This window comes from Bifidobacterium asteroides, assembly GCF_003202695.1.
GTDB lineage: Bacteria > Actinomycetota > Actinomycetes > Actinomycetales > Bifidobacteriaceae > Bombiscardovia > Bombiscardovia asteroides_G.
Map to the genome: position 1 here is coordinate 45,676 of NZ_QGLL01000010.1, position 13,984 is coordinate 59,659.

Annotated in this window: 10 protein-coding genes, 1 tRNA gene and 1 pseudogene; 8 read left to right on the forward strand and 4 right to left on the reverse strand. The window is 62.2% G+C overall.

Going from position 1 to position 13,984, the window contains the following annotated elements; genetic code table 11:
* Window positions 1–74: 74 nt before the first annotated feature.
* A complete protein-coding gene (rlmB, locus tag DKK75_RS07815) occupies window positions 75–1,067 on the forward strand; it encodes a 23S rRNA (guanosine(2251)-2'-O)-methyltransferase RlmB (protein WP_110452867.1) in 993 nt (330 codons plus the stop codon).
* Window positions 1,068–1,423: 356 nt separating this feature from the next.
* Here the strand turns inward: rlmB and DKK75_RS07820 are convergent.
* The 3 genes and pseudogenes from DKK75_RS07820 to DKK75_RS07830 all read right to left on the reverse strand — a co-directional run.
* Window positions 1,424–2,833 (reverse strand): annotated as a pseudogene (locus tag DKK75_RS07820) (DUF4032 domain-containing protein); the annotation flags it as partial.
* Between the two features lie 170 nt (window positions 2,834–3,003).
* Window positions 3,004–4,131 (reverse strand): ABC transporter ATP-binding protein, encoded by a 1,128-nt coding sequence (locus tag DKK75_RS07825; RefSeq protein WP_110452869.1) that lies wholly within the window; start codon window positions 4,129–4,131, stop codon window positions 3,004–3,006.
* A gap of 286 nt (window positions 4,132–4,417) precedes the next feature.
* Window positions 4,418–4,816 (reverse strand): carboxymuconolactone decarboxylase family protein, encoded by a 399-nt coding sequence (locus tag DKK75_RS07830; RefSeq protein WP_110452870.1) that lies wholly within the window; start codon window positions 4,814–4,816, stop codon window positions 4,418–4,420.
* Window positions 4,817–4,988: 172 nt separating this feature from the next.
* On the opposite strand from DKK75_RS07830, the gene DKK75_RS07835 reads away from it, so the two are divergent.
* The 7 genes from DKK75_RS07835 to DKK75_RS07865 all read left to right on the forward strand — a co-directional run bounded on the left by DKK75_RS07835 (window position 4,989) and on the right by DKK75_RS07865 (window position 12,457).
* Window positions 4,989–7,010 carry a serine/threonine-protein kinase gene (locus DKK75_RS07835; protein WP_110452871.1) on the forward strand — a complete coding sequence of 674 codons (2,022 nt, stop codon included), beginning with the start codon at window positions 4,989–4,991 and terminating at the stop codon, window positions 7,008–7,010.
* A gap of 61 nt (window positions 7,011–7,071) precedes the next feature.
* Window positions 7,072–7,995: a DsbA family protein gene (locus DKK75_RS07840; protein WP_110452872.1), complete on the forward strand. Its 924-nt coding sequence runs from the start codon at window positions 7,072–7,074 to the stop codon at window positions 7,993–7,995.
* Window positions 7,996–8,105: 110 nt separating this feature from the next.
* Window positions 8,106–8,179: transfer RNA gene (locus DKK75_RS07845), tRNA-Thr, on the forward strand.
* 415 nt (window positions 8,180–8,594) lie between these two features.
* Complete coding sequence (locus tag DKK75_RS07850; RefSeq protein WP_110452873.1) at window positions 8,595–10,004, forward strand: aggregation-promoting factor C-terminal-like domain-containing protein; 1,410 nt, start codon at window positions 8,595–8,597, stop codon at window positions 10,002–10,004.
* Between the two features lie 32 nt (window positions 10,005–10,036).
* Window positions 10,037–10,918 carry a 16S rRNA (adenine(1518)-N(6)/adenine(1519)-N(6))-dimethyltransferase RsmA gene (gene rsmA / locus DKK75_RS07855; protein ID WP_110452874.1) on the forward strand — a complete coding sequence of 294 codons (882 nt, stop codon included), beginning with the start codon at window positions 10,037–10,039 and terminating at the stop codon, window positions 10,916–10,918.
* Window positions 10,915–11,835 (forward strand): 4-(cytidine 5'-diphospho)-2-C-methyl-D-erythritol kinase, encoded by a 921-nt coding sequence (locus DKK75_RS07860; RefSeq protein WP_110452875.1) that lies wholly within the window; start codon window positions 10,915–10,917, stop codon window positions 11,833–11,835. Before rsmA ends, DKK75_RS07860 begins: the two co-directional genes overlap by 4 nt.
* A 10-nt stretch (window positions 11,836–11,845) precedes the next feature.
* The gene (locus tag DKK75_RS07865; RefSeq protein WP_181414521.1) at window positions 11,846–12,457 is read left to right on the forward strand and encodes a LytR C-terminal domain-containing protein; all 612 of its coding nucleotides are present in this window, start codon (window positions 11,846–11,848) and stop codon (window positions 12,455–12,457) included.
* 66 nt (window positions 12,458–12,523) lie between these two features.
* Here the strand turns inward: DKK75_RS07865 and DKK75_RS07870 are convergent, their stop codons facing one another.
* A complete protein-coding gene (locus tag DKK75_RS07870; RefSeq protein ID WP_110452877.1) occupies window positions 12,524–13,948 on the reverse strand; it encodes a CCA tRNA nucleotidyltransferase in 1,425 nt (474 codons plus the stop codon).
* Window positions 13,949–13,984 lie beyond the last annotated feature (36 nt).

The window sequence follows — 13,984 nt, forward strand, 5'->3', positions numbered from 1 at the left end:
AGTGAGTCTTCGCCCTGCAGATATCGAGTCCGACGCATGCCTGACCGGTTCCCGCCTGCCTTTACACTAAAGACATGGCTAACAAGAAAGGCCCGACCAAGGGTTCGGGCGGCAAACACCGCAATAAACTGCGCGGGCGGGGGCCTACCCCCAAGGCCGAAGATCGTGTCTACCACAAGGCCTACAAGGCCCGGCAGGCGGCCCAGCGCAGGCAGGCAGCCGATCCGCGTCTGGCTGCCCGTCGCCGGGCTGACCGGTTCGCTTCCGATTCCGACGATCTGGTCATCGGCCGCAACGCCGTCCTGGAAGCCCTGCGCGTAGGAGTACCGGCCAGTCAGCTCTATCTGGCCGCCCGAATGGACCATGATGACAGAACCAGGGAGATCGTGCGGCTGGCCGGACAGGAGGGACTCAACCTGCTGGAAGCTGACCGTCTGGAGATGAACCGCATCGCCCGATCCAGCAGCCACCAGGGCGTGGTCCTCAAGGTCCAGCCCTACCAGTATGCCTCCCTGCAGAGCCTGGTCGACAGGGCCGAGAAGCGCGCGGCTGCACTGGAAGGGGCCGACCAGGCGTCTAGGTTTGCCGCACGTCCGCTTTTCATCGCCCTGGATGGGGTCACTGATCCGCAGAATCTCGGGGCCGTGATTCGTTCCGCTGCGGCCTTTGGGGCATCAGGGGTGGTTCTGCCCGAGCGTCGCAGCGCCTCGGTCACAGCTGCGGCCTGGAAGGTGTCCGCCGGAGCCGCCGCCCATCTGCCTGTGGCCCGCGTGGTCAATCTGACCAAGGCCATTCAAGGGCTCAAGGAGCGCGGCTACTACGCAGTTGGCCTGGACGGCGCAGGCAGCACCATAGTAGGCGAGACCGGCTTCGAGGCCGATCCTCTGGTGGTGGTCCTGGGCTCCGAGGGCAAGGGGCTGAGCCGCCTGGTCCGCGAGAACTGTGATGCCCTGGCCTCCATCCCCATTTCCAGCTCGGTGGAATCCTTGAACGCCTCGGTGGCAGCCGGTATCAGCCTCTACGCCGTAGCGATGGCACGCCGCCGTTCCATCAGCAAAACCAAATAGCCTTGGCAGGTATCGGCAATCTGGACGCGATCAGACCACGCAGCAACAGCCAGCATGCAACAGAACCTTGCCGCACACAAACCCAAGAGTCAGCTGGAGGCCCAGACCGCGTCATCCTGATCGTCCTGGTCGGCAGCCGCATCCAGGCTGCCGGGGGCGTAGACCGATCTCAGCGAGTTTCGGCCGCCATTCGTATCCTCAAAGGATGATTGCGACGGCACTCCCCCGCGCGCTCGATCACGATCCGTCTGGGCGTCTGCTCCGGCCTGGCCTCCAGCCTTGGTCTGGATGTTCATGTCACTGTTGTTCGCGTCTTGGCCGCCCACCTCGCGGCCACCTGCGTCCTTGCCGGTCCTATCATGCGAGGCTTGCCCATCCTGACCAGCCTGAGCATGAGTGCCCTGCCAATTCATCTCGTCATCCACCACACCGGCATCGGCCTCTTCATTGATGGTCCTCATGTCTTCGGAGTCCAACCGGTACTCGGGCAGGGATTCGCTGATATAGCTCTGCACGGCCTCGGCCATGGGCACGTCGTGACCGGCCTTCTCGGCCATCAGCCAGCGGTGGGTCAGCACTTCATGGAAGAACTGGGCCGGTTCGATCTGCGAGCGGTATTCCGGCGGGATCATGCGCACGGTGGGCTCGAAGACCTCGCGCATCCAATCGGTGGCCACAATCTCCAGGTCCTCGCCCTGTCGCCAGGTGGATGCCCGGTAGGCATCCAGATCGTTGAGCAGCCGCCGGGCCTGGTTCTCCTGCACATCCAGACCGGTCAGCCTCAGCAGCTTGCGGGAGGCATAACCGGCATCGACCACCCTTGGGCGCACCAGCACCCGGTTGCCATCCTCCTCGGTCTTCATCTCCAGCTCGTCTACGTCGAAGCCCAGATCGTTGAGCCGGTTGACGCGGCGCTCGATCTTCCACATCTCATCCGGATCGAAGCTGTCCACGTCTGTCAGCGCGCTCCACAGTGAGTGATAGCGGTCCACTAGCCGGTTGCCTACGCCGACCTCGTCCACCTCGCCAGCCAGCAGGTTGCCGGAACCCAGATCCATAAGCTCGCCGATGATGTTGGTCCTGGCCAGGTCGATGTCATACTCGCGCTGCCCGTCGGTCAGGCTGGGATGCAGATCGCCAGTCTCGGCATCGACCAGACAGGCCGAAAAGGCATCGGCGTCACGCAGGAAGAGCACGTTGGACAGGGAGACATCTCCCCAGTAGAAACCTGCCAGATGCAGCCTCACCAAGAGGACCGCCAGGGCATCGATCAGGCGCTCGGCCGTGTCCGGACGCAGATTACGGGCGAATAAGGCGCGATAGGGCAGCGAGAACTTGAGATGCTGAGTAACCAGCATGGCCTCCAGAGGCTCGCCCTCGCGAGTATGCCGACCGGTGACTACAGCGATGGGGTTGACCGTAGGAAGTTCCAATTTCTGCAACTTACGCAGGAGCTCATACTCACGCTCGGCCACCCGCTGGGTGATTTCCTTCATGGCGTAGACATCGTCGCCCACGTGTACAAAGCGGACCACGTGCCGGGAGATGCCTCTGGGCAGGTTGGCCAGCAGATCCCGAGGCCAGGTGGCCAAAGGCCGCTCCCAAGGCAGTGTGAACATCCTGGGATTGGAGCTGGTGGCCGTGATGTGCAAGGCAGCTGGCTCCTGCTCGTAAGAGGGATCGGCCGTGGTTTTTATCGAGGTGGCTTTCAGGGCACGGGGATCCAGAGAGGAGGCCGTTGCCCGGTTGATATTCACGCTAGTCATGCTTCTCCGTCCCATTGCCGCCCATCCTATACGGGAGGAGCCCCGCACGGATGCGCCGCGCGGGGCTCCTGGTCACCCGGTCAACAAGGAAAGGAAATGATATCGACAATCAATACGGGCTCTGCGGGTCGGCGGAAAACCGTTGCCGAATCGCAGAGTCGCAGGAGGGCTCAGTTCAGCCGCAGCTCGGTGGCCGGGGAGAACAGGTGCATCTTGGCAGGATCGATGTGGATCTTGACCACGTCGCCCACCTTGGGCAGGTCGCGCGGATTGACGCGAATGGTGGTCAGCTTGTTCTGGTCGGACATGACGATGGACTGCTCAGCCGCACTGTTGTCGGTCAGAATGTTGCCGTAGATGTAGCCGTCGGAACCCAGGTCCTCCACGTTGGCCACCTTCAGAGAGAAGGCTTCGGGCTCAGCGGCACCAGCCAAAGAAGCATCCTCGGGACGGAAGCCCACGACGATCTTGCCTTGATCGTCGGGGGTCAGCTTGCCGACGGCCTCGCGCGGCAGGCTGATGGTGTCCTCACCGATCTTGGCCTGTCCGTTGACCACGGGATGGATGTTGATGTTCATAGAGGGCGACCCGATGAAGCCGGCCACGAAAACGTTCTCGGGCCGATCATAGAGCTCGGTAGGCGCGCCAACCTGCTGCAGGACGCCCAGCTTGATGACGGCGATCCTGTCGCCCATGGTCAGAGCCTCGGTCTGATCGTGGGTCACGTACAGGGTGGTGACGTTGAGCTGACGCTGCAGGGCGGCGATCTGGGTACGGGTCTGGACACGCAGCTTGGCGTCCAGGTTGGACAGAGGCTCATCCATCAGGAAGACCTTGGGCTGCCGCACAATGGCGCGGCCCATAGCTACACGCTGACGCTGACCACCGGACAGAGCCTTGGGCTTGCGGTCCAGGTACTCGGTCAGATCCAGCACCTCTGCAGCCTTCTCCACCCGCTGGCGGATCTCATCCTTGGGTGTGCCGGCGATCTTCAGGGCGAAGCCCATGTTGTCGGCTACGGTCATATGAGGGTAAAGGGCGTAGTTCTGGAAGACCATGGCGATGTCGCGATCCTTGGGCTGCATGGTCGTCACGTCCTTGTCGCCAATCATGATGCGGCCCTTGTTGACCTCCTCCAGGCCGGCCAGCATGCGCAGGGTGGTGGACTTTCCGCAGCCGGAAGGCCCTACCAGAACCAGAAATTCACCGTCTTTGATGTCCAGACTGAGGTCACTGACCGAGGGCTCATCGTTGCCCGGGTAGATACGAGTGACGTGGTCGAATACCACTTCTGCCATTGTTCATCCTTTCATCGGCAGGTACGTGCCGAACGATCCGTAGTGAAGGGGTTGATGTTCACTGTGGTTTCCGTCCTGGGGTCAACACCGACATCGGCATGGCCATGTGACGGTTTTCTATTGTGCGGTTAAGAGAAACTCTCCCTTGAGCCAGTGCCTACTATACACCGATATACACCGATGCCTGAATTAGCCGTGCGTGCCGTTGACTATGATCGGGCTTGCCGGGATTGGCAGAAATCCCATGATTTCGCAGTTTCAGCGAACACACGAGAGCCTTGCTGACTCAATCCTTGGGCTTGGCTGAATCTTCGGAACCGCGCTCGAAGACCGTTCTGGCCACATTGATCGCATTAATGACCCTCGGAAAACCCACGTAGGGAGCGCATTGAAGTATGGCTTCGACCACGGCCGCCTTGCTCAGCCCTACATTCAGGGCTCCCTGTATGTGAACAGCCAACTGCGGAGCCGTATCCCCCTGCGTAACCAGACTGCCTATCGTAACCAGCTCACGCTGCTGAAGATCGAGTCCTTTCCGGGTGTATATGTCGCCGAAGGCGAATTCTACTATCCAGCGGCCAAGATCCGGGGCTATGTCCTGCAGGGAGTCAATGACTGCCTGACCTCCCTTGCCGTCGATGGCGGCCAAGGCCTCAGATCCCTTTTCAAAACGCGAAGCTTCCATAAAGTCTATTCTTTCTATTGTTTTGCATATTTTCCCGCAGATAATATTGCATCGATGCCTGTTTACGCATTATACCATCGGCGGCCAAGCCTCCTCCGGCAATTGGAAATGCGACGAAACCGCAGAAGGCGACAATCAGGTCCTTTTCAACAAGGCGGGGCACAATGGAGATATGAGCGATCTTGAGGGATTGGATCTGAAGCCTGGACGGCTGGTCGGGGGCTACACCCTGATCGAGCCTCTGGGCGGCGGCGCCATGGGTTCCGTCTGGCGCGCACGTGATGACGGGGGCCAGGACTACGCCATGAAGATCCTGCGGGAATCCCTGGCAGAGGACGACCAGGACTCACCCGACAGCCCAGAAGAGCGTAACCGCGCCTCGGCCCGCGAGCGCCTGCGACGCGAGGCTCTGGCCCTGCAACGGATCCGCCATCCAGGCGTCTGCCGGATCGTGGATATGGAGCTTGATGATGCCTTGGCCTTCATCGTGACCGAACTGATCGAAGGGCGCAATCTGCGCGACGACGTGGCTGTCAATGGCCCTTACCGGGGCGACGACCTGGAACGGCTGACGCGGAAGCTGACCGATGCCGTCGCAGCCGTGCACCAAGCGGGTATCGTCCACCGGGACATCAAGCCCACCAACGTCATGATTTCGGTCTCTGGACCGGTGCTGGTGGACTTCGGCATCGCCATGGGCCAGGGGCAAAGCCACGTGACCCGGACAGGACTGGTCATGGGGACCCCTGGCTTCATCGCCCCTGAGATCATCGACGGAGCTGAGGCTGATCAGGGAACCGACTGGTGGAGCACAGCAGCCGTTTTGGCATACGCAGCTACCGGACGAGCTGTCTTCGGCACCAAACCCATGATGGCGGTGCTGGAGCGCGAAGCCTCGGGCAATGCCGACCTATCCGGGCTGCCCATAGGCACCATGAAAGCCCTGCGATCGGCCCTCTCCCCTAACCGGATGGCGCGCTGCACACCCCAGGAGCTCTTGGAGGCCATCAGCCGGGATGCCATGGACCCGCAAGCCTGGCAGCTTGAGCAGGACGACCAGGATGTGAGCGGGCAGCAGACCGACGGGAAGCCAAACAAGGATCGTCAGGAGACGATGCGCCCTTTTGGCGACGACTCTTCGGAGGCTGAAAGACGGGCCGACGCCCCCACTATGCTCGTCGAGCCGGCAACCATAACCATGCCGTCGAGCGCGCAGGCTGATCCAGAAAGTCCGCGAACGGCCTGGTCACGGCTCCTGACAGACGGCAAAGCCGATGAACGAACGACCCTCCTGCCTGACTTGGAGCAGCCCACCAGCCTTTTGAATCCTCTTCCGGCGGCCGAGGAGCAGACGCAGACTTGGCAGGACCATCAGCCCCTAGCCGACCGTCAAGATCTTCAAGCCACCAGCCTCCAGGACCCGTTGCCGCCGGCCCGGCCCCTGTCCGACGGGTACCACAGCGGCATGAATGCCCACTGGCTGGGGGACCAGCCCGCCGCCCAGATTCGACGCCTGCGCTACCTCAATGCCGGAACCCCCTGCCTGGTCATGCTGGGAATGCTCCCTGCCCTGCTGACAGCACTGGCCCCGGTCTCGGCTCTGGCGACCGCCGGAATCCTCCTCTGGGCCCTCAGCACCGCAGGATGGAGCATTAAAGCTCAGATCGAACGCGAACTGCGCCGTGACGGCCCTCGGCGAGGCACTGACCGTCTGCTGAACGCAGCTGCCCTTCCCTGGCACCTGCTCAGGGGACTGGCAGCCGCTCTGCTGCGTCTGCCGGGCATAATCCTCATACAGGTTCTGGTCGCCCTGCCGCTGACCTGGGCGGGCATCCTCACCACTGTTCGTGCAGGCCTGACCCTGGGCGGGCATCTGCTGACCTTACCCCTGCCAGCGGCTAGACCTCTATCCGCGGGCGGACTGGCCATGGCTCTGGCGACACTGGTCGGCTGGCTGCTGACGACGCTGCCGACGAAGAATCGCTCAGACCATAAAGTCGGCAGCGGCAACATGGCCCTGCGTCTGGCGGCGGGCCGCATCCCCCTGGGACGCCAGGATCCCGAAGCGCCAGGCAATCCTCGCCGCGGGTGGATTCTGCTCCTGCTCTGGCTGCTGATTGTGGCCGTCCTGGTAGCCGGGCTGATCGTCCAGCCTTCCATGGACTGGTCCCCCATTCGCCTCCTGCGCGTCTAAGGCCATGCTCCACCCCTGGCGGCTACACTATGCTCAGTATGCCAAGGAAAGGATCCAGGTCATGTCCAAAGGCAAGCAGAACCGTCAGGCCGCGCTCAAGGCCCAGGAAGAGGCCCGACGGCTCCAAGAGGCCAAGGAACGACGCCAGCAGACCATGATCGGCGTCATCGTCACCGTGGTGATCATTGCCATGATCGCCCTAGGCGGATTCGTTTACTGGCGCAGCCATCGCCCGGTCAAGACCCAGGACCTGGAGCAGGCCCGTCAGGCTGTCGCACGGGTCAAGGAGAAGCCCTCGGCCGCCAACGACCAGGGCGGCTTCCTGATCAGCTCACAAGGGCTCAATAAGCCGGTGGCCAAGGCTCCAACCGTGGAGATCTACATGGACTTCATGTGCCCAGGCTGCGGCGCCCTGCACCGCGGGCTGGACTCCACCCTGACCGGTCTGGTGGATGCCGGACAGATCAACCTGGTCATCTACCCCATGAGCTTCATGGACCGGCTCTCCACCGACAGCTACTCGACCAGGACAGGCACGGCCACCATCTACGTGGCTCAGCACGATCCCGACCATCTGCTGCCCTTCATCGCCAATCTCTACGCCAAGGACTTTCAGCCGGACGAGTCCGACTACCATCCCATCAGCAACGACAAGATTCGCCAGCAGGCCATCAAGGCCGGGGTCGATCCCCAAGTGGCCGACCAGGCAGTCAAGGGGCACTACCGGGCCTGGATCAAGGCCATGGATACCTATACCCCCCTGCGCAAGGAGCTCTGGAATCCAACCGGGGCCAACAAGGGGCAGATGAGCACGCCCACGGTGCGTATCAACGGCAATTACTGGGATCTGAGTGACCTGTCCCAAGCTGGCATGGACTACCGCTCAGGCCTGCTCAAGGCTCTGGGTCTGGACCAGGCCAAGGTGGGCGTCAAGGGAGCGATGCCTGCCATCGGCGCCTCCGGTCATCCGCGCTCGCTGGATTGAACCAGGCAGGTATAAAGAAATTTCGCGCCTAGCGTCCTCTTGGGCACACGGTGATGGTACGATATCATTCCGTACCGCGGCCCGGAATGCTGTTATGGACCACCGGGACCGCCTCCTTAGCTCAGTTGGCCAGAGCAGCCGCCTTGTAAGCGGCAGGTCGTCAGTTCGACTCTGACAGGAGGCTCTACGCTAGAAATGAACCAGCAAACCCATCTATTCAGCTTTGTCTCCAGGCGGGCTATAATAATGGATATTACCTGGATAATTACCTGGATAATTGCAAATACTTCCCTCGAGTAAGTCATTTCGGAGGCTTGTTCTCCGAAGTACGAACGGAGCCTTTTCCCCAACCAACTCCGTTCGTATCCGAGGACGGGATTATTCCCCTTCATTCCCGTCCTCTTGACGTTGACCTGTCGGCACAAGGCCCGGGTCTCAAAGAGCCGACCGGCCATTGATGGTCGGTCGGCTCTTTTATTGCGGCCCATCGGCAACAAATGTGGATATTTGCCCGACCTTGTTGATTGTGCGGCCTCGCTCCATGCCCGCGCCGCTAAAATTGCCTGGTACAGACAAGGCAGGAACGGGGAGGCGAGCGCATGGCCAGACGCTGGACACCGCGGCGTTTCGTCGTGCTCAGAAGAATCCGCGTGGTCTCCTGTGCCCTCCTGGTTGTTCTGGCCATGGTCCTGACCTTCGGCATCACCGCGCGCAAGAGCGTGGCGCTGAGCGTCAACGGGAAGACCAAAATGGTGACCACCTACGCCTACAGCGTGGACGGTCTGCTGCGCCAGCAGGGAGTCAAGGTCAAAACCCACGACCTGGTCGATTCCACCTCCGGAGGCCAGCTGCGCAACCATGCTGCGGTCACTGTGCGCTCCGCCTATCAGACCACCATCGTGATCCAGGGCCAGCGGGTGCCCTTCTGGACCACGGCCGCCAGCATGGACCAGCTGCTGGGATTCTTCGAGGAGAACCGCAAACAGGCCATGAAGGTCACCGTGGATGTGGGCAACGTCTATAACCAGCTGACCGGCGGTCTGGTCATCAACCAGGCGGGGCCGGTCACGGTCGTAGCCGACGGGAAGACCTCGGTGGCCCCTGATGGCAAGCTCCCAGCCGCCTCCATTTTGGATTCCAAGGGCATCGTGCTGGGCAAGGAGGACCGGGTCAGCGTGGAGCATGACCAGGGCGCCACTGTGCTGCGGGTCCAACGGGTCACCCACGGCAACACCCAAAGGACGATCCCCATATCCTTCTCCACGAGGACCGTGGTCGACCCGAGCCTGGCGCCCGGTCAGACCCAGGTGCGGCAGGCGGGCGTAGCCGGTCAACGCCTGCAGACCATCCAGGTCACCTACGTGGATGGACAGGCTGAATCAGAGCAGGTGGTCAAAGAGGAGACCGTAGCCATGCCAGTGGATCAGGTAGTGGCCGTCGGTCCCGACAAGCCAAAGGAGGGACAGAACAGCGGACAGCAGTCCCAGGACACAGAGAAGAACTCCCAGCAGGCGCAGGAGACCCCCTCTCAGAGCCCTTCGTCCAGCCAGGATTCGCAGTCGCCATCGACACCAGCCCCTACGCCAGCACAGACCGCTCAGCCGAAGCCGCCAAGCACACCAGCTCCAACTAAGCCCGATAACAATCCAGCTCCGTCGCCAGCGCCAAGTCCATCTCCTGGCGGTCTTTGGCATGCGGAACCTGGTGTAGCCCAGGCCTACGCCGGGGGCGCCGCCGCCCAGCGCGGATGGACAGGTTCGCAATTCGATGATCTAGTGGCACTCTGGACCAAGGAGTCAAACTGGCTCTGGCATGCCCAGAACCCCAATTCGCCCGCCTACGGCATTCCCCAGGCTAACCCTGGCTCCAGGATGGCGCTATTCGGAGCCAACTGGCGTGACGATGCTGCTGTCCAGATTGATTGGGGACTCGACTACATCAGCAAATCATATGGGGATCCCAGCACGGCCTGGCGCCTCTGGAACGGACGTCATCCACACTGGTACTGACTCCTTACCACATCCACGAGCAACGAACCAACATGAACACTAAAATCGAAAGCGACAGTCTTCTAGGTGCCGCTGACATCCGACGCATCGCCGACCAGATCGACATCCACCCCACCAAACGACTGGGGCAGAACTTCGTCATCGATCCAGGAACCGTCCGCAGGATCGTGCGTTTGGCCGGGGTGGCATCCGGCCAGCCTGTTCTGGAGGTGGGTCCTGGTCTTGGATCCCTGACCCTCGGTCTGCTGGAGGCGGGCTGCCTGGTGACCGCCGACGAGATCGATCCCGTCCTGGCCCGGCAGCTGCCGCAGACCGTCCGCGAGCGCATGCCGGAGAGCCTGGACCGACTGACTGTAATCAACCGGGATGCCCTGACCCTGACCCCTCAGCTGGCAGGCGCCGCAGGCACGACCGCCGACCTGACTATGGTGGCCAACCTGCCCTACAACGTAGCCACTCCAATCATTCTGACCCTTCTGGCCCGGTTCGCCAATCTGAGCCGGTTCCTGGTCATGGTCCAGAAGGAGGTGGCGGATCGGCTGACGGCCACCCCGGGATCCAAGGTCTACGGCGCCCCCAGCCTGAAGCTGGCCTGGTACGGCCATGCCTCCCAGGCGGGTAGAATCGGGCGCCATGTCTTCTGGCCAGCCCCCAATGTGGACTCAGCCCTAGTCTCCTTCACCCGGGACAAGGATGGGCGCGAGCACAGCGACGAGGGGACGAGGGCCCGGGTCTTCTCCCTGATCGATGCAGCCTTCGGACAGCGCCGCAAGACCCTGCACGCTGCTCTGAAGGGGCTGGTGACCGCCGAAGCCTTCCAGGCTGCAGGCATTGACCCCGCACGCCGGGGGGAAACCATGACCATCGAGGAGTTCGTAGCCCTGGAGCAAGCCCGCCGCGAGGTAACCGCGTGAACCCTGCAGCCGAAAGGGACGGCATTGTCCTCTCCTGTCCCGCCAAGATCAATCTGAAGCTTCGTGTGGGACCAAGCCGAACCGACCTCGGAGGACGACACCGTCTTGACACCATTTACAGCGCCGTGGGGATCTGGGACCAGGTGGAACTGCGCCGGAGAGAGCCTGGCAGCGGCTTCCACCTGAGCTTGGAGGGCGATCACTTGGGCGACCTGGACCGCCGTGATGCTGATCCACGCGCCAACCTGGCCGTCAGGGCCCTCCTGGCCATGGCCCAGGCCACTGGGCATCAGCCTGATGTGGCCATTCACATCGTCAAACGGATACCTGTAGGCGCCGGGCTGGCTGGAGGATCCACGGATGCAGCCGGAACCATGCTGGGCCTGAACCAGCTCTGGAATCTAGGGATGGCTGCCGCCGAGCTGGATCGAATCGCTGCCGGTCTGGGCGCAGACCTGCCCTTCTGCCTGCATGGAGGGCTCAGCGAGGGCACAGGCTTCGGCCAGATTCTGGAGCCCCTGGATCTGGATGGTTCAAAGGCCCAGCAGCTGTCACGGGCTGGGCTGACCGGGCATCTCCTGATCGGGGCCTACGAGGATCAGCTAAGCACAGCCCAGGTCTACAAGGCCTACGACCTGATCGGACCCGGCCCCCACGACCTGAACGACCTGCAGGAGACCGCCTGCACACTGCACCCGCGCTCGCGCCAGGCCTTGGACCTTGCCCGGCGGGCAGGCACCGGACCGGCCTTCGTCTCTGGATCGGGCCCCTCAGTGGTGGTCATGGCCCCTCGCCCCGAGCAGGCAATCGCACTGATAAGGCTCTGGCGGGAGCAGAATGCCGTGGACAGAATAATCGAGGCTGACTCTCCTGTCCTGCCTGGAATGGTCCCCCTGCGAGTCACCCATGAACAGTAGAGTAGGCAACATGACGAATCCCGAACCACTCGACGAACGCGAGGCCCGCAGGCAGTTCGTACGACGGCGGCAGAAGATGGTCTTCACCATAGTCGTCAGTGCTCTGGTGGCCATCCTGGTCATATGCAGTCTGATCATCTTCGGGTCCATCGGGCATACCGCCAAACACGCCACCATCGCCAAGCCCAACTATGGGGTTGCCGTGCCCTGCCCGCCTGACAAGTCCAAGCTGGTCAACCACCCCGACATCCGTGTACGGGTGCTCAACGGAACCAACAAGTCCGGTCTGGCCACTGCCCTGGCATCGGCCCTGCGCAACCGGGGATTCAACATGCAGGATGTGGCGGACTATCCAGGCAAGACCGAAACAGCCCGCACCCAGATACGCTTCGGGGCTTCGGCCATCGACCGCGGCTACACGGTGGGATCCCAATTCAACGATGCCATCCTGATCATGGACGACCGCAGCGACGATCTGATCGATGTGGTCATCGGGGCCACCTTTACCGACCTCAACGATGAGGACAGCACCTCTGTAGTAGGCCGCAAAATCGAAGCCATCAAGGGCTGCCGGGCCGACCCCTCCTCCATCAAGAACCTGCCCAAGGCCCCCAAGGCCTGATGCTGCCGATCCTGCATATTGCCGGATCTTCCAACCAAGGGCACCCAGAAAAGGTTTGCCCCTGGATCAGGCTTGGTCGGCGCCTTCTCTTTGCCACCAATCCTGCAGCTCCTGCTCGGCTGTCTGCTGATCGACCGGGCCCTGATCCAGACGGTAGTCCAGCATGTGCCGATAGGCGCGCCCCACCTGCGGTCCAGGCTTAAGGTCCAGAATCTGCATGATCTGTCGTCCATCCAAGTCGGGCCGAATGGCATCCAGATCCTCCTGCCGACGCAATTGAGCCACCCTGTCCTCCAGCTCGTCCATGGCGGACGAGAAGATCTGAGCCTTGCGTTTGTTGCGAGTGGTCGCGTCAGCCCTGGTCAGGCGATTGAGCCGCTCATAAAGCGGACCGGTCTCCCGGGCGTAACGGCGTACAGCCGCATCGGTCCACCGCTCGTCCACGTAGCCATGGAAACGCAGGTGCATGGAGATCAGGTCGCAGACATCGGCGATCAGGCGATGGTCGAAGTGCAGAGCCTTGAGGCGCTTGCGGGCCAGCCGGGCTCCGACTGCATCATGATGATGGAAGCTGACCTTGCCACCGGGCTCAAAGCGTCTGGTGGCGGGCTTGCCGATATCATGCAGCAAGGCGGCCAGGCGCAGGGTCAGATCCGGGGCAGGCACAGGTCCGTCAGGTCCCGTCTCCAGAGCAGTGGCCCGATCCACTACCATCAGAGTGTGCTCGAAGACGTCCTTGTGCCGGTGATGCTCGTCTATCTCCAGCTGAAGGGCGGGGACCTCGGGCAGAACGATGTCGGCTAGACCAGACTGCGTCAGAGCCTCGATGCCCTGGACGGGGTGATCGGCCAGCATGAGCTTGGTCAGCTCATCGCGAATCCGCTCGGCCGAGACGATGCTGATGCGTTCGGCCATGCGGGTGATGGCCTCTGCGGTCTCCGGGGCAATGGTGAATCCCAGCTGAGCCACGAACCGCACGGCCCGCATCATCCGCAGGGGGTCGTCGTCGAAGGACTGGCGGGGATCTACCGGGGTCCGTAGCACCTGCTTGGCCAGGTCGTTGACCCCGCGGTAGGGGTCTACAAAGACCAGATCAGGCACTCTCAGAGCCATGGCGTTGACGGTGAAGTCGCGCCGTGAAAGGTCGCCCTCAAGACTGTCCCCATAATCCACATCGGGCTTGCGAGAATCAGGATCGTAGGTGTCTCGCCGGTAGGTGGTCACCTCCACCTTGACCTCGGTTCCGTCAGGACGCCGCCGAAGTGCGCCCAGAGTGCCGAATTTGCGCCCCATGTCCCAGAACCCCGACCCCCAGTGACGCAGGATGGGCTCGAACTGCTCGGGCCGGGCCGAGGTGCAGAAGTCCAGGTCGTGGGAGGGCCGGTGCAGGAGCAGATCACGTACAGGACCTCCTACCAACGCCAGTTCATATCCCTGCTCGGCGAAGAGGCGCCCGAGCTCAATGGCCTCCGGCCAGACTTGGAAATCCACGCTTACCCTTTCCTATGGAGTTGATGCGCCTACTAG

What these genes read in the sequence shown, in the direction of transcription:
- rlmB (WP_110452867.1), top strand. Translation starts at nt 75, where the DNA reads ATGGCTAACAAGAAAGGCCCGACCAAGGGTTCGGGCGGCAAACACCGC.
- DKK75_RS07825 (WP_110452869.1), bottom strand. Translation starts at nt 4,131, where the DNA reads ATGGCAGAAGTGGTATTCGACCACGTCACTCGTATCTACCCGGGCAAC.
- DKK75_RS07830 (WP_110452870.1), bottom strand. Translation starts at nt 4,816, where the DNA reads ATGGAAGCTTCGCGTTTTGAAAAGGGATCTGAGGCCTTGGCCGCCATC.
- DKK75_RS07835 (WP_110452871.1), top strand. Translation starts at nt 4,989, where the DNA reads ATGAGCGATCTTGAGGGATTGGATCTGAAGCCTGGACGGCTGGTCGGG.
- DKK75_RS07840 (WP_110452872.1), top strand. Translation starts at nt 7,072, where the DNA reads ATGTCCAAAGGCAAGCAGAACCGTCAGGCCGCGCTCAAGGCCCAGGAA.
- DKK75_RS07850 (WP_110452873.1), top strand. Translation starts at nt 8,595, where the DNA reads ATGGCCAGACGCTGGACACCGCGGCGTTTCGTCGTGCTCAGAAGAATC.
- rsmA (WP_110452874.1), top strand. Translation starts at nt 10,037, where the DNA reads ATGAACACTAAAATCGAAAGCGACAGTCTTCTAGGTGCCGCTGACATC.
- DKK75_RS07865 (WP_181414521.1), top strand. Translation starts at nt 11,846, where the DNA reads ATGACGAATCCCGAACCACTCGACGAACGCGAGGCCCGCAGGCAGTTC.